Annotated in this window: 20 protein-coding genes, 1 tRNA gene and 3 pseudogenes; 10 read left to right on the forward strand and 14 right to left on the reverse strand. The window is 63.9% G+C overall.

Translation table 11 applies throughout. From position 1 onward, the window contains the following. Positions 1–2,050, reverse strand: a 2,050-nt coding sequence (locus tag A7A08_RS14740; protein ID WP_208430651.1) for an autotransporter outer membrane beta-barrel domain-containing protein, incomplete at its 3' end; no start/stop codon positions are given. A 278-nt stretch (positions 2,051–2,328) separates the two neighbouring features. On the opposite strand from A7A08_RS14740, the pseudogene fmt reads away from it, so the two are divergent. The 3 genes and pseudogenes from fmt to murJ all read left to right on the forward strand — a co-directional run bounded on the left by fmt (position 2,329) and on the right by murJ (position 5,636). Continuing rightward, positions 2,329–3,254: pseudogene (fmt, locus tag A7A08_RS14745) on the forward strand (methionyl-tRNA formyltransferase). A 9-nt stretch (positions 3,255–3,263) separates the two neighbouring features. After that, positions 3,264–4,000 (forward strand): annotated as a pseudogene (gene truA / locus A7A08_RS14750) (tRNA pseudouridine(38-40) synthase TruA). A 10-nt stretch (positions 4,001–4,010) separates the two neighbouring features. Further along, positions 4,011–5,636 (forward strand): murein biosynthesis integral membrane protein MurJ, encoded by a 1,626-nt coding sequence (murJ, locus tag A7A08_RS14755; protein ID WP_069096231.1) that lies wholly within the window; start codon positions 4,011–4,013, stop codon positions 5,634–5,636. A 15-nt stretch (positions 5,637–5,651) separates the two neighbouring features. Here the strand turns inward: murJ and murI are convergent, their stop codons facing one another. The 12 genes and pseudogenes from murI to A7A08_RS14815 form a co-directional block, all read right to left on the reverse strand. Beyond that, on the reverse strand, positions 5,652–6,479 hold the full coding sequence (gene murI / locus A7A08_RS14760; RefSeq protein WP_069096232.1) for a glutamate racemase: 828 nt from the start codon (positions 6,477–6,479) through the stop codon (positions 5,652–5,654). 14 nt (positions 6,480–6,493) lie between these two features. Then, the gene (gene dapE / locus A7A08_RS14765; RefSeq protein WP_069096233.1) at positions 6,494–7,675 is read right to left on the reverse strand and encodes a succinyl-diaminopimelate desuccinylase; all 1,182 of its coding nucleotides are present in this window, start codon (positions 7,673–7,675) and stop codon (positions 6,494–6,496) included. A gap of 18 nt (positions 7,676–7,693) precedes the next feature. Continuing rightward, positions 7,694–8,179 (reverse strand): DUF805 domain-containing protein, encoded by a 486-nt coding sequence (locus A7A08_RS14770; protein WP_069096234.1) that lies wholly within the window; start codon positions 8,177–8,179, stop codon positions 7,694–7,696. A gap of 14 nt (positions 8,180–8,193) precedes the next feature. After that, positions 8,194–9,035 (reverse strand): annotated as a pseudogene (gene dapD, locus A7A08_RS14775) (2,3,4,5-tetrahydropyridine-2,6-dicarboxylate N-succinyltransferase). Between the two features lie 31 nt (positions 9,036–9,066). After that, the gene (locus tag A7A08_RS14780) at positions 9,067–9,834 is read right to left on the reverse strand and encodes a pyrimidine 5'-nucleotidase (RefSeq protein ID WP_069096235.1); all 768 of its coding nucleotides are present in this window, start codon (positions 9,832–9,834) and stop codon (positions 9,067–9,069) included. Next, positions 9,831–10,679, reverse strand: coding sequence for an acetylglutamate kinase (argB, locus tag A7A08_RS14785; protein ID WP_083226842.1), 849 nt, complete (start codon positions 10,677–10,679; stop codon positions 9,831–9,833). Before argB ends, A7A08_RS14780 begins: the two co-directional genes overlap by 4 nt. Before the next feature lie 243 nt (positions 10,680–10,922). Then, positions 10,923–11,573, reverse strand: coding sequence for a ribosome biogenesis GTP-binding protein YihA/YsxC (gene yihA / locus A7A08_RS14790; protein ID WP_245290960.1), 651 nt, complete (start codon positions 11,571–11,573; stop codon positions 10,923–10,925). A gap of 124 nt (positions 11,574–11,697) precedes the next feature. Then, entirely contained in the window at positions 11,698–13,524 is a 1,827-nt protein-coding gene (gene yidC / locus A7A08_RS14795; protein ID WP_069096237.1) for a membrane protein insertase YidC, read from the reverse strand. Between the two features lie 129 nt (positions 13,525–13,653). Beyond that, positions 13,654–14,034, reverse strand: coding sequence for a ribonuclease P protein component (gene rnpA, locus A7A08_RS14800; RefSeq protein WP_141694028.1), 381 nt, complete (start codon positions 14,032–14,034; stop codon positions 13,654–13,656). A gap of 28 nt (positions 14,035–14,062) precedes the next feature. After that, on the reverse strand, positions 14,063–14,197 hold the full coding sequence (gene rpmH / locus A7A08_RS14805; protein WP_069096272.1) for a 50S ribosomal protein L34: 135 nt from the start codon (positions 14,195–14,197) through the stop codon (positions 14,063–14,065). Positions 14,198–14,411: 214 nt separating this feature from the next. Continuing rightward, positions 14,412–14,762 carry a hypothetical protein gene (locus A7A08_RS14810; RefSeq protein ID WP_069096238.1) on the reverse strand — a complete coding sequence of 117 codons (351 nt, stop codon included), beginning with the start codon at positions 14,760–14,762 and terminating at the stop codon, positions 14,412–14,414. Positions 14,763–14,989: 227 nt separating this feature from the next. Further along, on the reverse strand, positions 14,990–15,265 hold the full coding sequence (locus tag A7A08_RS14815) for a hypothetical protein (protein WP_069096239.1): 276 nt from the start codon (positions 15,263–15,265) through the stop codon (positions 14,990–14,992). A 356-nt stretch (positions 15,266–15,621) separates the two neighbouring features. Here A7A08_RS14815 and A7A08_RS14820 point away from each other — a divergent pair, with 356 nt between their 5' ends. From A7A08_RS14820 to A7A08_RS14830, 3 genes are all read left to right on the forward strand, one after another. Further along, on the forward strand, positions 15,622–16,236 hold the full coding sequence (locus A7A08_RS14820; protein WP_083226837.1) for a TVP38/TMEM64 family protein: 615 nt from the start codon (positions 15,622–15,624) through the stop codon (positions 16,234–16,236). Between the two features lie 164 nt (positions 16,237–16,400). Continuing rightward, the gene (locus tag A7A08_RS14825) at positions 16,401–17,825 is read left to right on the forward strand and encodes a dihydrolipoyl dehydrogenase family protein (protein WP_069096240.1); all 1,425 of its coding nucleotides are present in this window, start codon (positions 16,401–16,403) and stop codon (positions 17,823–17,825) included. Positions 17,826–17,865: 40 nt separating this feature from the next. Then, on the forward strand, positions 17,866–19,323 hold the full coding sequence (locus A7A08_RS14830; RefSeq protein ID WP_245290961.1) for a sensor histidine kinase: 1,458 nt from the start codon (positions 17,866–17,868) through the stop codon (positions 19,321–19,323). Positions 19,324–19,487: 164 nt separating this feature from the next. Here A7A08_RS14830 and A7A08_RS14835 read toward each other — a convergent pair whose 3' ends face one another. Then, entirely contained in the window at positions 19,488–19,850 is a 363-nt protein-coding gene (locus A7A08_RS14835; RefSeq protein ID WP_141694029.1) for a hypothetical protein, read from the reverse strand. Between the two features lie 202 nt (positions 19,851–20,052). Here A7A08_RS14835 and A7A08_RS14840 point away from each other — a divergent pair. The 4 genes from A7A08_RS14840 (at position 20,053) to A7A08_RS15760 (ending at position 23,153) form a co-directional block, all read left to right on the forward strand. Continuing rightward, a tRNA-Arg gene (locus tag A7A08_RS14840) sits at positions 20,053–20,129 on the forward strand. 79 nt (positions 20,130–20,208) lie between these two features. Continuing rightward, a complete protein-coding gene (locus tag A7A08_RS14845) occupies positions 20,209–21,735 on the forward strand; it encodes a mechanosensitive ion channel family protein (RefSeq protein WP_069096242.1) in 1,527 nt (508 codons plus the stop codon). 18 nt (positions 21,736–21,753) lie between these two features. Beyond that, positions 21,754–22,404, forward strand: coding sequence for an OmpA family protein (locus A7A08_RS14850; RefSeq protein ID WP_280948858.1), 651 nt, complete (start codon positions 21,754–21,756; stop codon positions 22,402–22,404). Between the two features lie 83 nt (positions 22,405–22,487). Then, positions 22,488–23,153, forward strand: a complete 666-nt coding sequence (locus A7A08_RS15760) for an RDD family protein (RefSeq protein WP_083226839.1) — start codon at positions 22,488–22,490, stop codon at positions 23,151–23,153. Positions 23,154–23,241 lie beyond the last annotated feature (88 nt).

Below are 23,241 nucleotides of genomic sequence, written 5' to 3' on the forward strand. Positions count from 1 at the left end.
CACCGTAAGATGCCTGGACCAGACGCCCCATCACCGCATCGCGCACATGCCGGCCCTCATCCAGCAACGCGCCGCCAACGCTCGCATGAATCTCGCCGGACAGAGCATCGAACGCCTGGCGCGCCCCGGCCGCCGTCTGGTTCAGGACGGCAAGGTAAAGCGCATTGTCTAGGGAGAAGTCGTTCAGCGCTCCCGCCACTGCCCGCTGGTTCGGCGTATTCGCGATGCCGGTGAACGAGACATTATTCCGGGTCAGAATGAGATAGACGTTGTTCGGGTCGTAGGTGAGCGACGGCGTGAGAAAGGCCAGATTGCTGGTCACGCCGTTGAAGGTTCCATTCACGCCCGCGCCCGCGGTCAGGATCGTGTAGGTCGTTATCCCGTCATACGTCCCGCTCTGAGCCAGCACCTCGACCGTGCCGCCATTGAGCGTCGCCGTGCCCGAGGCGTTGATCAGATCGGAATTCCCCGCCGCGTCAACCTCGACCTGATAGGTCGAACCTGAGTTGAAGGTGACGTTTCCGGCCACATTGAGCGTGCCGATCGAGTTGCCCGGCGCGAATGTGCCGCCGCTCATGATCGTCGTGCTGCCCACGGTACCAGTGCCGCCGAGAGCGCCGCCATTCACCGTTACGGTAGAATTGGCGATCGAGCCGTTCACGGCCAGCGTGCCCGCATTGACGAAGGTGGACCCGCTATAGGAGCTGACGCCGCTCAGGGTCAGCTCGCCGGAGCCAGCTTGGGTGAGGGTGCCGCCACCGGAAATCGCGCCGGCAAAGCCGAAATCGTCTGAGCGGTTGAAGACTAGCGCGCTGTTATTCGTGACGTTGCCGACGATGGATCCCGTGGTGCCGCCATTGCCGATCTGCACGGTGCCGCCGGAAATCGTCGTGCCGCCCGTATAGGTATTCGCGCCCGAGAGTGTGAGGGTACCCGTTCCCGTTTTGACCAGGGAGCCGCCGGTGGAGCCTGAAAAACTGCACTGCGATCCGGTCGCGCCGCAGTCGCTGATAACGCCGCCAACCTCGGTCGAGAGGTTGTTGCCGCCCACGCCAAGTTCGTTTGGCCCGAGATAGTATCGGCCCGCGCCGGCGATCGAGCCGGCCGTAAGCACCCCGTTGTTGCCGGGGCCGGCGCTCGCGGAGAAGTCTGTCACGCCGGAGGAATTGGTGACGATGCTGGCGTTGCCGGCGGTGGCGTTCGTTCCGAACGTCAAAGAATTGTTGTTGATGATGCTGGCGTTGCCGGCGGTGCTTGCGAGATTGAAACTGAGAACGGCCTGGTTGGTGATGTTGGCGTTGCCGGCGGTGCTTAGGCCGAGAAACGCTAGTGCACCACCGACTTGGTTGGTGATGTTGGCGTTTTCGGCTGAGCTGCCGCCGTTGAAATTCAGGAAGCTGCTGTTGAAAATGGTGGCGCTGCCGGCGTCGCTGTTACTCTCGAAGTTCATGAAGTCAGCGTTGGTGATGGTCGCGCTTCCGGCGGTGCTGTTTCCGTTGAACGAAAAGTTGCCGACACCGCCGGCAAGATTGTTGATGGTGGCGCTACCGGCGCTGCTGTCGTTGTTGAAGGTAAGATCGTTGCTGTTGTTGATTGTGGCGTTGCCGGCGGTGCTGTCGCCGTTGAAGGTCACACTTTCGGCGTTGTTGATTATGGCACTGCCGGCGGTGCTGGAATTGATGAACCGCAAGTCGCCACCCGCGATGGTGTCGATGGTAGCGCTGCCGCCAACAACACTGATGCCGGCATCATTGAACACCAACCGTCGATCCAAGCTGAAGTCGTAATCGTCAGCGCCCGCGAGGAAGGTCCACCCGCCGACTGTCGTAATAGCCGAGAACGTCAGGCTGGTGGTGAGCGACGTGCCGAAGAAGGCGGTGTCGTCTGGAACCTGAGTGTTGGGGTCCCAGTTCGCCGCAGTGTTGTAGTCGCTCGTGCAAACGTCCGGAGAGGGGCACCAAGTGCCGTCTGCCGCCTGGGCAAAGGCGACCGGGAGGGTGCAGGAGGCAGCAAACGCGACGCAACAATACCAACGCGCGAGACAATTCATCCGGCTCCGCCCCCCATGCGCCTCAGCCTGATGATTTTTCTCGCTCGATCCGAGATGCCAGCCAAGGTGTTACCTGACTCTAGAATGCACCTCTAAATTGCGGAACGTACAAGGATTTGTGCACCGGAGAGCCGCCGCTTTCTATGCGCTGTGACTTTTGTGCCGCTGAAATGTCGGGTATCCGACATTGCTAGGGTGCAGGAGCGCGTTCACCGGGCGCGCGGCTTCGCCCCCATCTGCGCCACGCGAATCGCCCGTCCTCATGCTAAACAGCGCTCATGCGCATCGTCTTCATGGGCACGCCGGATTTTGCCGTGCCAACCCTCAAAGCAATTCTCGCAGCGGGCCACGAGGTCGTCGCGGTCTATAGCCAGCCGCCGCGGGCCGCCGGCCGCGGTATGAAGCTGCGGCCCTCTCCGGTCCATGCCTTCGCCGAGGAGCAGGGGCTGGATGTCTTTACGCCCGAACGTCTGAAATCGGAGGAAGAGCAGGCGCGGTTCGCGTCCTTGAACGCCGATGCCGCCGTTGTCATCGCCTATGGGCTGATCCTGCCGCGTGGGATACTGGAGGCGCCTCGCGAAGGCTGCTTCAACGTTCATGCATCCCTGCTACCGCGCTGGCGCGGTGCCGCTCCGATCCAGCGGGCGATCATGGCGGGCGATGCCGAGACCGGCACCACAATCATGCGCATGGATGAAGGTCTCGACACCGGCGATATCTGCCTGCAGGCCGCGCTGCGGATCGCGCCGGAGATGACCGCAGGCGAGCTTCATGACGCCTTGGCGGAGCAGGGAGCATCCCTCATGGTCGAGGCTCTGGGCCGGGCCGAAGAGGGGCAGCTGACATGCACCCCTCAGCCGCCGGAGGGCGTCACCTACGCGGCGAAGATCTCTTCCGCCGATGGCCGCATCGATTGGACGAAGCCGGCCAGCGAAATCCACGACCAGATCCGCGGCTTGAGTCCCTATCCGGGTGCTGGTGCGAGATCGAGCGGGAGGGGAAGGTGGAGCGTCTCAAGTTGCTCCTCTCAGAGATCGCCGATGGAAAGGGAGAACCAGGCACCGTGATCGCCGACCCACTGGTCGTTGCCTGTGGGAAGGGAGCTATCCGGCTGCTCCAGATCCAGCGCGCGGGCAAGCGGCCCATGGAGGCCCAGGACTTCCTGCGCGGCGTGCCCCTGGCGCCTGGCGCAAAGCTCCTCTAGGGAGGAGATATGCCCCGCTACAAGCTGACAATCGAATATGACGGCACGCCCTATTGCGGCTGGCAGGCGCAAGGCGATGTGCCGTCCGTTCAGGAGCATTTGGCTCACGCTGTGAAGGCGTTTTCAGGTGAGGATTTTATCCCGCGCGGGGCAGGGCGGACCGACGCCGGCGTGCACGCTCTGGGGCAGGTGGCCCATCTCGATCTGGAAAGGCAATGGGACCCGGAGACCGTCCGCGACGCCATGAACGCCCATCTCAGGCCCGAGCCCATCGTGGTGCTGGCGGCCGAAGCGGTGGATGACGATTTCGATGCCCGGTTTTCGGCGACGAAGCGCTATTACATCTATCGCATCGTCAATCGGCGCAGCCGCTCGCCCTCGACAAGAACCGGGCCTGGGTAGTCTTCCGCTCTCTCGACGCGGAAGCCATGCACGACGCGGCGCAGCGCCTCGTGGGCCGCCATGATTTCTCCACCTTCCGGGCCGCGGAATGCCAGGCGAATTCGCCGGAGAAGACCCTGGATGCCATCGAGGTTACGCGCGCGGGCGACGAGATCGTCATCCGAACTCATGCGCGGTCCTTTCTGCACACCCAAGTCCGCTCTATGGTCGGATCGTTGCAGCGCGTGGGGGACGGAAGTTGGACAGCGCAGGATCTGAAGGCGGCACTGGAGGCACGCGACCGGGCCGCTTGCGGGCCGCTCGCCCCGCCTTATGGGCTCTACCTTTCACGGGTCGACTATTGAGCGCCCATCCATGATCCGTCACGTCTTCACCGTCGGCGGGTTCACCCTGCTGTCCCGCGTCACGGGCTTCATTCGCGACGTGGTGATGGCGGCCGTTCTGGGCGCGGGGCCTATAGCCGATGCCTTCTTCATCGCTTTCCGGCTGCCCAACCATTTCCGCGCCATCCTGGCCGAAGGCGCCTTCAACTTCGCCTTCGTGCCCGCCTATGCGCGGGAGCTGGAACAGGCGGGGCAGATGCGCGCCAGGCTGTTCGCCGACCGGGTGGCCGCGGCGCTGCTCGCGGTCAATATCCTGATCCTGGCGCTTGCCCTTTTCTATACCCCGCAGCTCGTGGGCTTGCTGGCCCACGGGCTTCAGGACGACCCGGAGCGCTTCCAACTCGCGGTCACCCTGACCCGTATCACCTTTCCGGCGCTCCTGCTGGTGTCGCTTCAGACCCTGATCTCCGGCGAGCTGAACGCCAATAGCCGCTTCGCCGTCGCCGCAGGAGCGCCGATCCTGCTCAATCTATGCATGATCGCCACCCTGCTGCTGGCGTTCTGGTTCCCGACCGCGGGTCACGCCGCGGCTTGGGGCGTTTTGATCGCCGGTGTCGCGCAGCTCGTTCTCGTCGGCATCGACGCGGAGCGTCACGGCTTCGGCCTGCGCATCCGACTCCCCGTCCTGGACAAGCCGACCCGTCGGTTCCTGAAGGCGCTCGGTCCCGCAATTATAGGCGCGGGCGGCGTCCAGCTCGCCCTCTTCGCCGATACGCTGATCGCGAGCTTCCTACCTGCCGGCGCGCTCTCCGCCCTCTACTATGCCGACCGTATCAATCAGCTCCCCATCGGGGTGGTGGGCATCGCGGTGGGCATCGTACTCCTGCCGGAGATGTCTAAGCGCTTGGCGGCGAACGATAAGCAAGGCGCCGCCGACGCCCAGAGCCGGGGCATTCAGCTGGCGCTGCTCTTGACGCTGCCAGTGCTGGCGGCAAGTCTCACCGTGCCCGATCTTATCATGCGGGCCCTGTTCGCCCGCGGTGCCTTTACGGCGGAGGATGCCGCCGCCGCAGGCGCTACGCTCGCCGCCTACGCCGTGGGCATGGTGCCCTTCGTCCTGATGCGGAGTTTCACCGCGCCCTTCTTCGCCCGGGGCGACACGGCGACACCTGTGATCGCGGCCCTGTCGGCCGCCGCCATCAATATCGGTCTCAAATTCCTGCTTATGGGCCCGCTGGCTCAGGTCGGCCTGGCGCTGGCCACCGCCATCGGCGCCTGGATCAATCTCGCCCTATTGGTCTGGTTCGCCGAGCGCCGCGGCTTCGCCCTGTCGCTCGGAAGGCTCGGCCCGCCGGTCGTGAAGTTGCTTGCCGCCGGGTTCATTCTCGGCGCGACGCTGTACGGCGCCTATCTGGTTCTTCCGGGCCTGCTGCAGGGGCTGCCGGCCTTCCGCGACGAGACGGCGCTGGGTTTGCTGGTCGTGATCGGCGCCGTGGTCTACGGCCTCGTGCTGCTTCTGCTCCTCGGCAAAGGCTGGCTGCGGAGCCTCCTCCGCGAGGCCGGCAGCGGCAACCTCACGGCCAAAGACCTGGCCGAGGAGGAAGAGGCTCGCGCCATCTCCGGCGCACCGACCGGCGAAGGGACCGAGGGGCGGTAGAGGCCGCCTCTCGACCTACAAATCCACCTGCTCGATATCGTCGGCGTCGAGCCTGCGCCCCAGAAAGATCTCGCCCACCCGGGCGAAGCGCTCCGGGGAATCCGTGGCGAAGATCCTGGCCGCATGATCGGCGTCCGGAGCCTCATGGCTCTCGATCCCGAGACGCGAAAGCGCCTCGGCCACCGCATCCGCCGTGGTGCGGGCGGAATCCACGATGGCAACCTTGGGTCCGGCCACCTCGCCCAGCATCTTGGCCAGCACGGGGAAATGGGTGCAGCCCAGGACCAACGTGTCCGGCGCATCCTCCCCCGCGAACACGGCCGAAAGATACTGTTCTGCAGCCGCCCGCGCCGCCGGCCCGTCGGTCCAGCCTTCCTCCGCCATGGCCACGAAGACTTGGCAGGGCTGCTGCAGGACCCGGGTCTCCGGGCTGATGGCATGGATCGCCCGGACATACGCGTTGCCCTTCACAGTGCTCTCCGTCGCAAGCACTGCGATATGCTTGTTCTTGCTGGCAGCGACGCCGGCTTCCGCGCCGGGCTCGATGACGCCCACGACGGGGATCGGCGCGAGCGCATCGGACAAGGGGCCGATCGCGACGGATGAGGCGGTGTTGCAGGCGATGACCACCATCTTGACCCCTTCCGCCAACAGTAGCCGCGTCGCCTGGAGCGCGTAGGCCTTGATGGTTTCTGGGCTCTTGGTGCCGTAGGGCAGGCGGGCCGTATCGCCGAGATAGACGAAGCGCTCGTTGGGCAGGCGTTCGGCCATGGCGCGCAAGACCGTCAGTCCGCCCATGCCGGAATCGAAGACGCCGATTGGGCGCGTGTCGCCTTGAGTCATGGTGCGTGGCCCGCCTAGCTCGCCGTCCCGCCGTTGAAATAGAGATCGAGGAAGCGCCTGTAGATCACCGCGAGCTTCTCAAGATCGGCAACGGACACCCGCTCATCCACCTGATGCATGGATTCCGTTGTCAGCCCGAATTCGACCACCGGGCAGTAATCCTTGATGAAGCGCGCATCGGATGTGCCGCCCGCCGTCGAGAGCTCCGGCGTCAGACCCGTGACGTCGCTGATCGCCTCAGAAAGAAGCGTGCTCAGCGTGCCGGGCTCGGTCACGAAGACCGGGTTCGCGGGCTCGTAGTCGAAGATCGCTTCCAGCCCCGAACCCTCGAGCGCCATGAACGCTTTCTCCCGCGCCCAGGATTGCAGGGATTCCGGTGTGTGATCGTCGTTGAAGCGGATGTTGAACAGGGCCTCCGCCTTGGCGGGGATCACGTTGGTTGCCGGATTGCGCACATCGATGGTCGTCACCTCCAGATTGGAGGGCGCGAAATGGGCGTTGCCGTGATCCAGCGGCTCCTCGTAGAGGCTGGACAGCACCGCGATCAGCCCGCGGATCGGATTGTTTGCCAGCGCCGGATAGGCCACATGGCCCTGCACGCCTTTCACGGTGACCTTGCCGTTCAGGCTGCCCCGTCGCCCGATCTTTATGGTCTCGCCGAGTTGGGTCGCGTTGGTCGGCTCGCCGACGATCGCGTGATCGAGAACTTCGTCATGAGCGGCCATCCATTTCAGCACCTTGTCGGTGCCGTTGACGGCAGGGCCTTCCTCGTCGCCCGTGATGAGGAGGCTGATGGAGCCCGCCGGTTCGCCCCGCGCGAAGGTCAGGTAATCGAGAGCGGCCGCGACGAACGCCGCGACCCCGCCCTTCATATCGGAGGCGCCGCGCCCGTACAGCAACCCCTGGTCTATATCGCCGGCAAACGGCGCATGGGTCCAGGCATCGTCGTCGCCGGGCGGCACCACATCCGTATGGCCTGCGAAGCAGAGATTGGGCCGGCCCGTGCCGATCCTCGCATAGAGATTGTCGACCGTCGGCGTGCCCGCCGCCTCGAAGGGCAGGCGGTGGCAGGTGAAGCCCGCGGCCTGAAGCTTCGTCTGCAGATAATCCAGCGCGCCGCCTTCGTCCGGCGTCACGCTCTTGCAGCGGATCAGCCCCTGGGCGATCTCGACGGCATCTTCGGAAAGGCTGGCCATCGGCCGTAAATCCTGTGGTTAGGAGGCGGTATTGCCTTCCGTCGCTTCCAGCGGGTCGGGCCCGTATGCGTTCGACCCGCGCGTGCCCCGCATGATGCCGAGCTCAATGATGAGCCAAAGCAGGATGCCGAGCCAAAGGGCCGTCAGCATGTTGCCGAGGGAGGTGAAACCCACCGGTGTCATCGCCAGCCCCGACGACGTGGCGACGAAGATGCCCGCCAGGCTCACCGCATAGAGACCGGCCATCCACCAGCCTGATTTACCCCGGTCGTGCAGCCGCTTTACGCAAACCGCGATGAAGCCGATGAGGAACGCAGCGCTCACGACCATGATCATGCCCGAGGCGAGCGCCCCCATGACTTGGTTTCCTGCCATGGAGGCAGCCATGACATGGATGAGGATACTCGCCACCCAATACGCGACGAAAAGCGGGATCATCGCCATCCAGAAGGTCTGGCGGCCGATCCGTCCCCGCAGCGTCAGATAGAGATGCTTCAGATCCATTGAACCGGGAAGCCTTACGTGCGCAGCAGGTCGTTGATGGAGGTCTTGGCGCGGGTCCGCTCGTCAACCGTCTTCACGATCACGGCGCAGTAGAGCGACGGTCCCGGCGAGCCGTCCGGCAGGGGCTTGCCTGGCATCGTGCCGGAGACCACGACGGAGAAGGGCGGCACGTGGCCATGGAAGATCTCGCCGGATTCGCGATCCACGATCTTGGTGGACTGGCCGAGATAGACGCCCATGGAGAGCACCGAGCCCTCGCCGACCACGACGCCCTCGGCCACCTCGCGCGCGCGCCGATGAAGCAGTGATCTTCGATGATGACGGGATTGGCCTGCAGCGGCTCCAGCACGCCGCCGATGCCGGCACCGCCGGAAATATGCACGTTCTTGCCGATCTGCGCGCAGGAGCCCACGGTCGCCCAGGTGTCGACCATCACGCCGCTGTCCACATAAGCGCCGAGATTGACGAAGGAGGGCATCAGCACCACGCCCGGCGCGATATAGGCGGAGCGGCGCACGATGGAGCCGGGAACGGCGCGGAAGCCGGCCTTCTTGAAGTCCTTGGCTTTCCAGTCGGCGAACTTGCTGGGCACCTTGTCCCACCAGGTGCCGCCATCGGTGCCGCCTTCCATCTTGTGGGAGTCTTCCAGGCGGAAGGAGAGCAGGATGGCCTTCTTGGCCCACTCGTTGACGGTCCAATGGCCGTCCACCTTCTCAGCCACCCGAAGCTCGCCCTGGTCCAGGAGCTGCAGCGTCTCTTCGATGGCGTCGCGGGTCTCGCCCTTGGTCTTCGGCGAGATCTCGTCCGCCTTGTCGAACGCGGCTTCGATGATGGGCTTCAATTGCTCTTTGCTCATAACGCGAACCTATGGTCTTGAGGATCGTGGGTCAGCCGGCCCGAAAGCCGGCATCGGAAAAGTTTGGCTGCTCCGCCTCCGCTTCGCCCTTCAGCCGGGCGTAGACCTCCCGCAGGAACGGCGCCAGGGCGTCGGTCTGGTGATGGATGTGGGAAGGGAGCTCCGTCCAGCTCGCGATGGCGTGATGGTCCGGATGATCGGTCGTCCCGCAGGCAACCAGCACCGTCGTCATGCCCAGCGCGTGGGCTGGCTTCAGATTGTGGGGTAGGTCGTCGAACATCGCCGCCTCCGGCGCGCTCACCCCATGGGCCTCCAGGAACCGGTCATAGGTCGCCGGATCCGGCTTCGGCACGAATTCGGCGGAGCGGATGTCGAACATGTCGTCGAAATGCTCGGCCAGCCCCAGCTTGTTCAACACGCGTTCGGCATGCTGCATGGAGCCGTTGGTGAACACGTATTTCTGGCCCGGCAGCTGGTCGATGGCAGCGCCAAGCTCCGGCGCCGCATCCACCACGTCGAGATCGATATCGTGGACATATTCCAGGAAATCGTCCGGGTGCACGTCGTGCAGCCGCATCAGCCCGGCCAGCGTGGTGCCGTACGTGTAGTAGTAGTGCTTGCGGAGCCGGTGGGCTTCCTCCGAGCTCACGCCCAGACGCTCGGCGATGAACGCCCCCATCCGGGTGTCGATCTGGCTGAACAGGTTGCAGTCGGCCGGATAGAGGGTGTTGTCGAGATCGAACACCCAGGCCTCCGTCCGCTCGAAGCCGCGCCGCTGGTGATCCGCGATCTTGGTCATGGGGCAGGCGCTCCCGACCGCTCGATCAAGGTGCCGGCGCCGTGCTCGGTGAACAGCTCCAGCAGCACCGCGTGGGGAACCTTGCCGTTCATGATGACGACCGCCTCGACGCCCTTGGCGACGACGCCCAGGCAGCTTTCGACTTTGGGAATCATGCCACCGGAGATGGTGCCATCCTCGATCAAAGCCAACGCCTCTTTGGTGGTAAGCGCCTTTACCAGCTTGCCCTGCTTGTCGAGCACGCCCTCGACATCGGTCAGCAGCAGAAGGCGCTTCGCCTTCATGGCGGCGGCCAGCGCGCCGGCAAACGTATCGGCATTGATGTTCAGGGTCTCGCCGTCCTCGCCCACGCCGATCGGCGCGACCACGGGGATCAGGTCGGACTGGATGATAACGTCGACGATATGGGGATCGACCTGATCCGGATTGCCGACGAAGCCGAGATCCACGATCTGCTCGATATTGGAATCCGGGTCGCGCCACGTGCGGGTGATCTTCCGGGCGCGCATGAGATTGGCGTCCTTGCCGGAGATGCCGACCGCCTTGCCGCCATGGGCGTTGATCGCCGCGACGATCTCCTTATTCACCGAGCCGGCGAGCACCATCTCGACCACGTCGACCGTTTCCCGGTCGGTGACGCGTAGCCCGTCCTTGAACTCGCTCTTGATGCTCAGCCGCTCCAGCAGCTTTGCGATCTGCGGTCCGCCGCCATGGACGACGACCGGGTTCACGCCCGACTGCTTCAAGAGCACCACGTCCCGTGCGAAATCCTGGGCGAGCTTCGGATCGCCCATGGCATGGCCGCCATATTTTATGACCACCGTGGCCTTGTCGTAACGCTGCATGAACGGCAGCGCCTCTGACAGAAGGTCCGCCCGCTGGAACACGGAAAGGGACGCAGCACCCTCCGGCGCGTCTTCGTCCAGCTTCAATCCGGGCAGCCGCGTGCTGCCATGGCCAAGCTCGGCTTCCGGGTCGGGCTTTACGTCAGGGAGATTTGGCTTCTCGTCGGTCACGGGCGCTTTATAGCGGGGCGGGGGTTAAGGGGAAACTCCCGTTTCCGCGGATTCTCTGCGTCGGATTGGCGATCAGGTAACAGCACAAGCAGCCACGGCCGCGCGCAGTTCCGATAGCCCATGGCCTTCCCGGGAGGATGTCACGAGGATCTCCGGATGGGCGGCCGGGTGCTTGGCCAGCTCGGCTGAGACTTTCTCCAGCACCTTGGCGAGCTCTTCGGATTTCGGCTTGTCTGCCTTTGTCAGCACGACCTGGTAGGAGACCGCGGCCTCGTCCATGAGCGCCATGGTGGCCCGGTCCGTCTCCTTCAGCCCGTGGCGGCTATCCACCAGCAGGAAGAGCCGGCGCAGTTCCTGGCGCCCTTTCAGATAGTCCTCGATCAGCCGGTTCCAGCCCTTTACCTGGCCCTTGGGCGCCTTGGCGTAGCCGTAGCCGGGCATGTCGACCAGATAGAGTAGGCCGTCCTTGCCGAGGGTGAAGAAGTTGAGCTCGCGGGTGCGGCCTGGCGTAATGGAGACCCGCGCCAGCGCTTTCCGTCCCGTCAGCGCATTGATCAGGCTGGATTTTCCGACATTGGAGCGCCCGGCAAAGGCGACCTCGTTCCGCCCGTCCGCGGGCAGACCGTCCATCTTCACCACGCCTTTGACGAAGTCGCACCCTTGCGCGAAGAGCTTGTCGCCCGCGGCTGTGTCGGCTGAAGAATCGATGTTTTCCGCGGACAATGCACGTCTCCCGGTGTCATGCTCGGCCTTATGCCAAGCATCCATAACCCCTGCTTTCGACATTTCTCAACGACGGTGGTCATGGATTGCCGGGACAAGCCCGGCAATGACGCTTGAGTGGGGGCTACCCCTTGCTCTCGCTCTCGGCTTTGTCGTCTTTGTCTGACGCCTTCTTGAGCCCGAGATTCTCCAACAGGGGAATGTCCACGCCCTGGCGGTGCATGATGAATGACTGCTGGACCACGGAGAGGAAGTTGTTCCACGCCCAGTAGATCACCAGACCGGCCGGGAAGCTGGCCAGCAGATAGGTGAAGAAGACCGGCATCCAGGTGAACACCTTCTGCTGCACCGGATCCGGTGGCGCGGGGTTCAGCTTCATCTGGACGAACATGGTCACGCCCATGATCAGCGGCCAGATGCCGATCATCAGGAAGGTCGGCGGATCCCAGGGGATCAAGCCAAACAGGTTGAACACCGATGTCGGATCGGGCGCGGAAAGGTCCTGGATCCAGCCGAAGAACGGCGCGTGGCGCATCTCGATGGTTACGAAAAGCACCTTGTAGAGCGAGAAGAAGATCGGGATCTGGACAAGGATCGGCAGACAGCCCGCGGCCGGGTTCACCTTCTGCTTCTTGTACAGCTCCATCATCTCTTGCTGCTGCTTCATGCGGTCGTCCGCATAGCGCTCTTTGATCTTCGCCATCTCGGGCTGCAGCTTCTTCATCTTGCTCATCGCCACATAGGATTTGTTGGCGAGCGGGAAGAGCACGAGCTTGATGCAGAGCGTGACGATCAGGATGGCCACGCCGAAATTGCCGACGAGCTTGTAGAAGAAGTCCAGCGCGAAGAACATCGGCTTCGTCAGGAAGTAGAACCAGCCCCAGTCGATCAGCAGGTCGAACTTGGCGATGCCGAACTCATCGGCATAGCGGTCGACGACGTTGACCTCCTTGGCTCCGGCGAACACCTCGCCCTGAACCGTCTTTTCCTCGCCGGGCCCGATAGTCAGGCCGGACTGGAGATAATCCGTCTGGAAACGTGCGCGGCCGTTCTCCTGCTTGCCGGAGAAGCGCGCGGTGAATTCCTTGCCCTGCTCGGGAATGACCGTGGTTGCCCAGTACTTGTCGGTGATGCCGAGCCAGCCGGTCTTCGTCTTGTAGACGGTGGGCTGAGCCTCCAGCGCATCGTCGTAATCGATCTCTTCGAGCCCTTGGTCGCCGGTGACGCCGATCAGGCCTTCATGCAGAACGTAATAGCCGGAGGTCTTCGGCATCTCGTGGCGGGAGACGAGGCCGTAGCGGTAGAGCGTCACCGGCTCCTCGCCGGAATTCGCCACCGTCTCCTCGATGGTGAACATGTAATTGTCGTCCACCGAGATGGTGCGCGTGAATTTCAGCCCCTGGCCGTTGTCGTAGGAGAGGATGGCCGGGCTGTCCTTGGTCAGCGGCCCGTCGCTTTCCTGGGTCCAGACGGTTTCGGCGTCGGGAAGCTTCAGATCCTTGGCGTCTGCACCGCCAACCCAGCCCGATTCCGCGTAATAGGCGTGGGGCGTGCCGGCGGGCGACAGCAGAATGACGTTCGGACTGTCCGGCTGAACGGTGACCCGGTAGTCCTTGAGGGTGAGATCGTCGAGGCGGGCGCCTTTCAGCGCGATGGAGCCGGACAGCGAGGGGCTGTCGATTTTCAGGCGCGGGCCGTCGGCAATGGCGTCTTCGCGGCTGCGCTGAGACTCGGTATTGCCCGGCCCGGGAGAGATCTGACCTTCGATCTCGCCCTCGACGAGGGGAGAGTCGCCCGGCTTCTGAGGCCCGGTCTGAGCATCCTGCTCGACCTGGGTCTTCTCCGCTTTCTGCTGCTCCTGTTCGGGCAGGGCAAAGAAGAATTGCCAGGCAAAGAGAACGCCTATCGAGAGAATGATGGCGAGGATGAAATTGCGATTATTCTCGTCCATATCGCCCTTCGCTCTGTCCCTTCCGCAACGTTGGAGAGCGGCCCGGCAGCAGACCGTTCAACCGCCTTCCCACCGGCCGGAAGGGATGGTGGGGTCTCAGAAGATGCCTTGACCCGTGATTTTGAGCGTTCAGCGCTTCGTTTGGCTCGGCCGATGGATCTTGGCGAGTGCCCGCTCAAGATCGCTGATGAGCTCTGGAAAGGGCCGTTGTAGCGTTCCCTGCCTTGCGATCAAGACATAATCAAAGCCATTTGCCGCATGCTGGGGGCCGTGAAGCCGCACCAGCTCCTTCAGCCGGCGGCGTGCCCGATTGCGGTCCACCGCCTTGCCGACCCGCTTGCTGGCCGTAAAGCCGAAGCGGGAAGGGGCGCCGTCGCCCGCCTTGGAACCTTCCGTCTCCGCCTCGTCCCGGGCACGCGCCTGCAGCACGAGGCCAGGCGTGACAAAACGAGCGCCGCCCTTGACCCTTAGGTATTGGGGGCGCTTCGTCAGTCGTGCGATGGGTGTCACGAGCGTGGTTCGCCTCGGCGGCTACCGGCTACGCAGAAAGGCGCTTGCGGCCTTTGGCTCTGCGGCGCGCCAAAACCTGGCGTCCAGCCTTGGTCGCCATGCGTGCGCGAAAGCCGTGGCGCCGCTTGCGGACGATCTTGCTGGGCTGAAAGGTGCGCTTCACTTGAGCGGTCTCCAATGAATTCGAGTTTGGCCGCGCTTATAGGAGGGCGCCGCTTACAAGTCAATCTGTGGAGCGCCGATCTATCGAAAAGCGATCCAAGGAAGCCGATCTGTCTCAAGTCGGTCGGCCCAAAAAAGCAAGGCCCTCTCAACCCGGAGGCGAGAGGGCCCGCTGAAAGCTCCTAGAGCTTAAGATCTGAAAACGGGGAACGAGCCTATTCGGGCTCCTCCTCCTGCTCGATCATGTCGCCCTGCTCGCCGGTGTCGACGTCGTCCATGGCGGGATCGCCACTTTCGCCTTCCATCATGGTGCCATCGGAATCTTCGGATTCCATGACGCCATCTTCGTCACCGGCCGTGGAGTCGCTGGTGGCGCCGTCGGCGTCGCCCATCATCTCGTCGTCGGAATCCTCGGCTCCGCCCACGGTGTCGTCGGCAGCGAGGATGATTTTTGCAGCGCTGGCTTCCTTGCCGGATGTGCCCATCGGGCACGCGCTGGCGGGCGCAGCGAACGCGGTTGCGGCAAACAGCGCGGCCACGGCGGTGGTGATCAGTCGTCCGTCCATTCGGATTCCTCCCTATCTCTGGCCCTTAAGTCCCTCGGCGCAAACAGGCCAACGTCGGAATCTTGCCTGACCCAGGCCGCTTTAGGAAGGGCAATATGATCACAATCCGGGGATGAACCATCCCGGGAAAGCAAATCTTGGTTGTGCAGACGTGAAACCAATGCCAACCGCGAGATGCTTTCCCGAGACGGATTATGCAAACCTGAGAACAGGTTGAGCGCCGGGACCTACATGGCCTCGTCTTCGGATTCCATCTCCTCGTCGCCCATCATGTCATCGCCGGGCTCGTCGTCCATCATGTCGTCTTCCATCGCCTCGTCGTTGCCGACGGTGCCGTCATCGCCTTCCATCATCATCTCCTCGTCGTCGGCGACGAGAATGATTCGGGCGGCATCGGCCTGGCTGTACTGGGGGCTGAGCGGTGCGGCCGAAGCGGTGGCGGGAAGCCCAAAAGCGACGGTCGCGGCGGCGGCAAAGGCAAAAGCGATGATACGGGAAAGCATGGGAGAGTCCTCCTGTTCTGAAATTCAAGTCTCACGGTGCCGCCGAGATCCGGCGACATACGGAGTCTTGCCGCACCAACCCTCCCATAGAAAGCGTTTCTCAATCACTTCTGGTGACGGCTCATCACGACCGCGCGATGTTTCATTTCGGAAACCATGATCGCGGACATATCTAGGAACATGCCGTTGATCTCAGAGCCCACAGAGAAACCGAGAGCCCTTCAGGGCCTGGCGGGCCTGCGCCGTTTCTGGCCGCTTGCGCTCCTCGCGGCCGCGGGCGTCGGGGTCTATCTCATGGGATGGCACCGCTACCTCACCTTCCGTGAGTTGGCCGAAAGCGAGATGCGCTTCACGACATGCTGGCGAGCCATTGGGTGCTGACCGTGGCGCTCTACATCGTTCTCTATGCAGCCAGCGTCGCGCTTTCTGTTCCCGGCGGCGCGGTCCTAACCCTGGCCGGCGGCTTCCTGTTCGGCTGGCTGTGGGGCGGCGTGGCGGCGGTCGTCGGCGCCACTCTCGGTGCCGTGATCGTCTATGTCGCCACCCGCAGCGCCCTGCGCAATCTACTCCTGGACAGGCTGGAAGACACCCGGCTCGACCGTTTCCGCAAGGGCTTCGGCGAGAACGCCTTCAGCTATCTGCTCTTCCTGCGCGTTGTGCCGGTCTTCCCGTTTTGGCTGGTGAATCTCGTGCCCGGCCCCCTGGGGGTCTCCTTCCGGACCTATACCCTGGCGACCCTTATCGGCATCATCCCTGGCACCTTCGCCTTCTCCATCGCCGGGGCGGGGCTCGACAGCGTCATCGCCGCTCAGGGCGCACGCTGCGCCGCGGAGGGGATGCCCCGTGAGAATTGCCTGCATTTCGACGCCACCTCCATCTTCACCCCCGAACTGATTGTGGGCTTTATCGCTCTGGGCGTGCTGGCACTGGTGCCCGTGCTCGTGAAGCGCTATCGCAGAAGACCGTATTGAGACGATTGGCGAGAGTGCCGGACCGGCCGCGCGGCACCGTCCGGTTGATCCGCGCCATCCGTTGGGGCAGGACGAAAGGGCGCCCGTGACAGGGAGCGTCTCCGTCATCGCGACCATCGGAGCCCGAGGGAAAACCATGAAGAGGCCGCAATGAGGAAGCTGCAATGAGCGAGCTGCTGCGCCCCGACCTTTGCATCATTGGGGGAGGCTCCGCCGGCCTCACCGTCGCGGCAGCGGCGGCTCAGTTCGGCGTTCCCGTTGTCCTGATCGAGCGCGGCCGCATGGGCGGCGATTGTCTCAATACGGGGTGCGTGCCGTCGAAGACCCTGCTTGCGACCGGCAAGAGAGCGCAAGCCATGCGCGATGCCGGCAGATTCGGCATCGAACCGGTTCAGCCGCGGATCGACTTCGCCGCGCTCCACGACCGCATCCATTCGGTCATCGCGTCCATCGCCCCCAACGATTCCGTCGAGCGCTTCACCGCCCTCGGCGTGCGTGTCATCCAGGACGAGGCGCGCTTCGTCGACAAGCGCACCGTCCAGGCCGGCGACATTCGCATCAAGGCGCGCCGCTTCATCATCGCCACCGGCTCGTCGCCGGCGATACCCGATATTCCGGGGCTCTCGACCACGCCCTATCTTACCAACGACACGATCTTCGAGCTGACCGAGCCCGTCTCCCATCTCATCGTTCTGGGCGCCGGCCCGATCGGCATGGAGCTCGGCCAGGCCTATCGCCGCCTGGGCGCACAAGTAACCATCCTGGATCGCGGACGACCGCTCTCCCGCATGGACGAAGAGGCCGCCCGGCTGGTCCGCCGCCGTCTGGAGGACGAGGGCATCGTGATCCAGACCGAAGCGGCGGTGACCAAGGTCGAGAGCGTCGGCGGACGCGTGAAAATCCGCTTCGAGAAGGGCGGCGATGCCATGGAGATCGAAGGCAGCCATCTTCTCGTCGCCACCGGCCGCATGGCCAATATCGATAGCCTCGATCTGGCGAAGGCCAAGATCCGCACCACCGACCAGGGCATCCGGGTCAACAAGCGTATGAAGACCCGGAACGGCAGCGTCTATGCGATCGGCGACGTGACCGGCCCGCCCCAGTTCACCCATCTCGCCTCCCACCACGCGGAGATAGTCCTCCGCAATGCGGTCTTCCGCCTGCGCCCGTCCCTCGACCTGACCAAGGTGCCGCGCACCCTCTACACCGATCCCGAGATCGCCGAGATCGGCCTCACGGAAGCGGAGGCACGGAAGCGGCACAGAGACGTCCGCATTCTGCGTTGGCCCTATGCCGACAACGATCGGGCCCAGGCCGAGGGGGAGACGGGAGGTTTCATCAAGATCCTGACCGACAAGAACGGCTATATTCTGGGGTGCGTCATCGCTGGCGCGAACGCCGGCGACATGATTCCGATGTGGAGTCTCGCGATCGCCAAAAGCGCGACGGTCGGGGATATCGCCGGTTTGGTCTTCCCGTATCCCACGCTCGCAGAACTCGCGAAGCGCGCCGCCATCACCTATTATCGCCCGCTGTTGAGAAAGCCGTATCTTCAGCGGCTCGCAGCCTGGCTTCGCAAGCTGGGCTGAGGGCGTGAGGTCGGCGCCAGACTGAGGCGAGTGCGCGAAGGTGGACGAACGAACCCCGGCGGCGGAGTTGGAGAGGCAGGACTTCGCCTATAGGGGGCCTGGCCTTTCGGCCAAGCTCCTCTTCCTGACGATCGTCTTCGTCATGATCGCCGAAGTGCTGGTGTTCGTGCCGTCGGTCTCGAACTTCCGGCGCCAGTGGTTGCACGACCGTCTGGTGGCGGCTCAGCTCGCAGCGCTTTCCGCGGAAGCCGCCCCAAACGGCAACCTTCCCATGAACCTGCGCGACGAGCTACTCATGAAGGCGCGGGTGCTCTCCATCTTCATGCGGCGCGCCGACAGCCGCCGCATCATTCTCAACATGGACAAGCCGACCGAGATCGACGCCTTCTTCGATCTCCGCTCCCCGAGTTGGCCGGAGCTGATCCGTGACGCGATGATGGTGTATTTCGCGCCCGACGACCGCGTCATCCGGGTCATCGGCGAGCCCGGCATGGGCGGTGGAGAGGTCATGATCGTGGTCATGGAGGAGGGGCCGCTCAAAGCCGCCATGATCGATTACGGCCTCCATATCCTTGGCCTCTCGATCTTCATTTCCGTCATCACCGGGGCCTTGGTCTATCTCACCCTCGTGACCCTGCTGGTGCGGCCCATGATGCGGCTCACGGGCAACATCGTGCGCTTTCGGGAGAAGCCGGAGGACCCCACCCGGATCATAGAGCCGAGCGGGCGCCACGATGAGATCGGCCAAGCGGAATACGCGCTCTCCTCGATGGAGAACCAGCTCGCCAGCACCTTGAGCCAGAAGCGCCGGCTGGCGGCGCTCGGCCTCGCTGTGAGCAAGGTCAGCCACGACCTGCGCAACATGCTGGCGAGCGTTCAACTGCTTTCGGACCGTCTCGGAACGGTGGACGACCCCACCGTCCAGCGGGTGGTTCCGAAGGTGCTGGCCTCCACCGAGCGCGCGATCCGCCTCTGCGAGAACACCCTCGATTACGGTCATGTGCAGGAGGCGAAGCCGGCCCGCAGCCGATTCCGCCTCGAGGGGCTGGTCGATGAAATCGCCGATGGGCTGAGCCTGCCCAGGGACGATATCGGCTGGCGGACGGAAATCGGGAAGGGGCTGCAGGTCGAGGCTGATTACGACCAGCTCTTCCGCGTCATAAACAATCTGCTGAGCAACGCCGTCCAGGCTTTGGAGAACGCGCGCGGCAATGACGGGCAGATAGCCCTGCGCGCCGGCCGGGAGAAGGGGGCCACCGTCATCGAGATCGCCGATAACGGTCCTGGCGTGCCGGCCATGGCGAAAGCCCATCTCTTCGAGGCCTTTCAGACCGTCGCCCGCAAAGGCGGAACGGGGCTTGGCCTCGCCATCGCCGCCGAGCTGATTCAGGCCCATGGAGGCGAGATCGTCCTCGTGGACACGGAGGAGGGTGCCACGTTCCGGCTTACGCTCCCGGACATCAAGGCGAAGCGCCGCGTGACGCGGGAGAAGGCCTAGGCGGTCAAGCCTCGCCGAAAGGGTTGCAGCCAGTCGCAAAAACGAAAGGCGCCTGCCGGATAGGGCGAGGCGCCTTCGTCAGAAGCCTGTGATGCGGCGCACCCCGCCTCGCCAACTGAGAACTCAAAGGGCAAGGCGGAGCGCCGCGTCGACCGACAGGGTCGTTACTCGACCTTCTCGACAGCGTCGGTCTTCATCTTGTCCTTGGGCTTCTCTCCCTTCCAGGCGCTTTTCACGAACGTGTCGCCCTTCATTTTGATCTTGGTGGTCCAGCCATCGGCCCAGGAGATCACGGCGGCGGACTTCTTTTCTTTCCACGTGCCGGAAAGCGACTCGCCGGAGCGTTCGCCGCTGGCCTTGCCGTCATCCATCAGCGAGATGGTCATCGGCTTGCCTTCGGTATCGACGGTTTTGTATTTGCCGACGAAATGGTGCTCGGCCAGGGCAGCGCCCGTGGTCAGCACGAAAGCGAGCGCGATCGCGCCGAGGGCGGCGGTCGCCTGCTGCAAAATTCCGAGATTCCGCATTGGGGGCTTCTCCCTAACGTTTTGGTTGCGATAGGTGGAAAACAGCTTGTAGCCGCTCAAGTTCCGCGCTTTTCGCTGTTCTGCCAGCCTAAGCTTGCCATTGGCGAGCTTAGGTATTAGGTAGGCGGATCGAAGCGCCCCGGCGACGTGGCGCTCTTGTCTTTCGCGATTCCGGGACAATTCCATCAGGGATCGCGCCTCAGCGCCGGTAGCTCAGCTGGATAGAGCACCAGACTACGAATCTGGGGGTCGGGAGTTCGAATCTTCCCCGGCGCGCCATTACCTTTCGGCACGGTAGGTCCTGCGGACCTCGCCGACGTCGCGAAATCTCCTCCTGAAGCAATCGGATTTGCAGCTCATGCGGTTCCTTTGCGGTTTTCTCGCTCTCTTCCTGTTCCTCAACGGAGCCGTCGGCGCCGGTACGGCCGCGGCACAGTCCATCATGCCGGGGGCCGAATCGTCAGCCCCTGCGAAGAAGGACGAGGCGGCAGAGCCCGAGAAGCCCAAGGACGAAGCCGCCCCTGAGGAGAAGGCGGCCGCCGACCCGGACATCCCGAAACAGCTGCTGAACCCGTATATCTCGAGCGCCGAGCTCAAGATGCGGCTCACCCCCCTCACCAAGGACGAGCTCGCCACCGTCGCCGCCAAGTGGTTGGACCTGGTCAAGGACCGCACCACCATGGTGATGAACGAGCAGGTCGAGCTGCTCAAGGCCAAGGGGGATCGCGCCACCGCCAGCCGCGAGGATCTCGTCCGTCTCACCAAGGAGCGGAACGAGCTGCTGAACAAGCTCAGCCTCGTGGTCGACGCGTGGGAGACCAAGGGCGGCGACGAAGCCAAGATCAAGACATTCCGCACCTACCGCGCGGCGATCCTGTCCGAGGAAGCCAAGTCCACCGATTTCGAGACCTTCATGGTCCAGTTCGAGGCGTGGTTGTCGTCCCCCGACGGCGGCATCGAGGCGGGCGTCAACATCGGCATCGTAATTACGGCGATCATCGTCTTGCTGATCATCGCCGGTCTCATCCGGCGGGTCACACGGCGCTGGATCGGCCACATAAAGCACATGTCGAAGCTGCTCCAGGCCTTCATCGTGACCTTCGTCTACTGGATGGTCTTGGCCCTGGGCCTGCTGATCGTAGTGTCTGCCATCGGTATCGATGTCGGCCCGGTCTTCGCCCTGATCGGCGGTGCCTCCTTCATCTTGGCCTTCGCCTTCCAGGACACGCTGGGCAACCTGGCCTCGGGTCTGATGATCATGATCAACCGTCCATTCGACGAAGGCGATTACGTCGACGTCGCGGGCGTCGCCGGCACGGTGAAATCCGTCAGCATCGTCGCCACCAAGGTGCTCACGCCGGACAACCAGATCATCGTCATCCCCAACAAGCAGGTCTGGGGGCAGGTGATCACCAACGTGACGGGCTCCAAGACCCGCCGCGTCGATCTGACCTTCGGCATCGGCTACAACGACAGTATCGAGACAGCTCAGAAGGTGCTGGAAGAGACCGTGGATGCCCACCCGCTGGTGCTCCGGGAGCCGGCGCCCAACATCCGTGTCTCCGAGCTGGCCGACAGCTCCGTCAACTTCATCGTCCGCCCCTGGGCGAAGAGCGAGGATTACTGGACGGTCTATTGGGACCTCACCCGCCAGGTGAAGGAAGCCTTCGACCGCGCCGGCATCTCGATCCCGTTCCCGCAGCAGGACATGCACGTCTATCAGGTCAACGCCCAGCCCGAGCAGGCGGCCGAGGACAAACCGGCACGCCGCCGCCGCGCCTCGAAGCCCACAGCCAAGCCCAAGCCGGCGAGGCAGACCCGCGCCAGCCGCGCAAAGGCTCAGGCCCAGGGCGGAGAGGGCTACGACTCCGACGATACGCGATAGGGAGCCGACATTCCCCTGCTGCGGGTCGTCTTCGACACCCGGGTCTTCTTCGATTTCGATCGTGCGGAAATGCGGTCCGACAGCGCCAAGATCATCGAAGCGGTGGCGGCGTCCCTCCGCAAGGAGCCTCCGGACGTGGCCCTGGTGATTGCCGGACACACGGATTCCGTCGGCACGGAAGGCTATAACCGCGCGCTTGGTCTCGCCCGGGCCCGCACCGTGGCGCAAGCCTTGGTGACCGAGGATCTACCTCAGATCCGCATCTTCAGCGTCTCCTTCGGCGAGGCGGTCCCCATAGCGCCCAATGCCTCCGCCGCCGGCCGCGCCCAGAACCGGCGTGTCGAATTCCTCTTCGCCGCCCATTCCAATGCCATCGCATTCTGGCTCTCAAAGCAGAACGCGTCCGTCTGCGGGAATGCGAAGACCAACTGCCGGTTCGAGGTCACCATGGAGACGCCGCAGAGAACGGCTGTGCGCCTGCCGGAGAAGGAGCGCGCCACGGCCAGGCTCCCTGCGCCCCGGAAGCACAGCGTCACGCCCGAGGAGCAGAAGGAGCAAGCGGCGAACGTCGCCCTGCCGGAAGAGAAAGCCACCGCCCAGCTTGCGCCGAAGCGCTATGTCATCGACCTCGCCGAAAAGCGGTTCGAGGTGCCTGCGCCGCGGTATTGAGGTCGATCCTCCGCTGACCTCATTCCCCTCCCACGCGACCTGTGCTGATATCGGCTCGCGATTTCCGAAAGGGGAGGGAACCCATGCCCTACTGTCCGGACTGCCGAGCCTATGTGTCGAGCCGCGACAGGTTCTGCTCGTCATGCGGGGCGACGCTGACCGAAGAGGCGGCGGAGGATCGGCCGAGCGGCCCCGCAGCTGCCGTGCCGCCCGCTGGGAGCTCTGTTCCGACGGCAGGCGCTTCCAATCCTGATCCGGGATATGAGACCAGCAGCGCCACGCTTCGTGCCGACATCCCCGAGGCCCGCGCACCGGCCGGCATGACCTATGCCGGGCTGGCCTCCCGCGGCTTTGCGCAGATCATCGACATGATCATCGTCTTTGTTCTGTACTGGTTTCTCGGTATCGCGATCGCCGTGCAAGTCGGCGGCCGCACACCGGGCGGCTTCGAGCTTGAGGGCGACCCGGCGCTATGGCTGTTCGGTCTGTGGATCTTCGGCGCGCTGCTCTACTACGCCGTGCTCGAAAGCTCCTGGAAGGGGCAAACCGTCGGCAAGATGATCGCTCGCATCAAGGTGGCGAGCGAGACCGGTGCAAGGTGCAGCTTCTCCCAAGCCCTGATCCGCAATCTCGTTCGGCCCATAGACTTCATTTTCTTCTATGGGCTGGGCGCGTTCTTCATCCTGATATCGCCGATGCGTCAGCGCCTTGGCGACCGGGCAGCGAAGACCATCGTGGTCCAGGCCTAACGGTGGTCCAAGCCTAGAGATTCGGAAGCGCGGCAGCTGCGCCGGAAAAGCAAAACGCCGGACGGTTTCCCGTCCGGCGCATTTTACG

Origin of the sequence: Methyloligella halotolerans (assembly GCF_001708935.1) — a bacterium.
Classification (GTDB): domain Bacteria; phylum Pseudomonadota; class Alphaproteobacteria; order Rhizobiales; family Methyloligellaceae; genus Methyloligella; species Methyloligella halotolerans.

What these genes read in the sequence shown, in the direction of transcription:
- murJ (WP_069096231.1), top strand. Translation starts at nt 4,011, where the DNA reads ATGATCCGTCACGTCTTCACCGTCGGCGGGTTCACCCTGCTGTCCCGC.
- murI (WP_069096232.1), bottom strand. Translation starts at nt 6,479, where the DNA reads ATGACTCAAGGCGACACGCGCCCAATCGGCGTCTTCGATTCCGGCATG.
- dapE (WP_069096233.1), bottom strand. Translation starts at nt 7,675, where the DNA reads ATGGCCAGCCTTTCCGAAGATGCCGTCGAGATCGCCCAGGGGCTGATC.
- A7A08_RS14770 (WP_069096234.1), bottom strand. Translation starts at nt 8,179, where the DNA reads ATGGATCTGAAGCATCTCTATCTGACGCTGCGGGGACGGATCGGCCGC.
- A7A08_RS14780 (WP_069096235.1), bottom strand. Translation starts at nt 9,834, where the DNA reads ATGACCAAGATCGCGGATCACCAGCGGCGCGGCTTCGAGCGGACGGAG.
- argB (WP_083226842.1), bottom strand. Translation starts at nt 10,679, where the DNA reads ATGCAGCGTTACGACAAGGCCACGGTGGTCATAAAATATGGCGGCCAT.
- yidC (WP_069096237.1), bottom strand. Translation starts at nt 13,524, where the DNA reads ATGGACGAGAATAATCGCAATTTCATCCTCGCCATCATTCTCTCGATA.
- A7A08_RS14810 (WP_069096238.1), bottom strand. Translation starts at nt 14,762, where the DNA reads ATGGACGGACGACTGATCACCACCGCCGTGGCCGCGCTGTTTGCCGCA.
- A7A08_RS14815 (WP_069096239.1), bottom strand. Translation starts at nt 15,265, where the DNA reads ATGCTTTCCCGTATCATCGCTTTTGCCTTTGCCGCCGCCGCGACCGTC.
- A7A08_RS14820 (WP_083226837.1), top strand. Translation starts at nt 15,622, where the DNA reads ATGCTGGCGAGCCATTGGGTGCTGACCGTGGCGCTCTACATCGTTCTC.
- A7A08_RS14825 (WP_069096240.1), top strand. Translation starts at nt 16,401, where the DNA reads ATGAGCGAGCTGCTGCGCCCCGACCTTTGCATCATTGGGGGAGGCTCC.
- A7A08_RS14835 (WP_141694029.1), bottom strand. Translation starts at nt 19,850, where the DNA reads ATGCGGAATCTCGGAATTTTGCAGCAGGCGACCGCCGCCCTCGGCGCG.
- A7A08_RS14845 (WP_069096242.1), top strand. Translation starts at nt 20,209, where the DNA reads ATGCGGTTCCTTTGCGGTTTTCTCGCTCTCTTCCTGTTCCTCAACGGA.
- A7A08_RS15760 (WP_083226839.1), top strand. Translation starts at nt 22,488, where the DNA reads ATGCCCTACTGTCCGGACTGCCGAGCCTATGTGTCGAGCCGCGACAGG.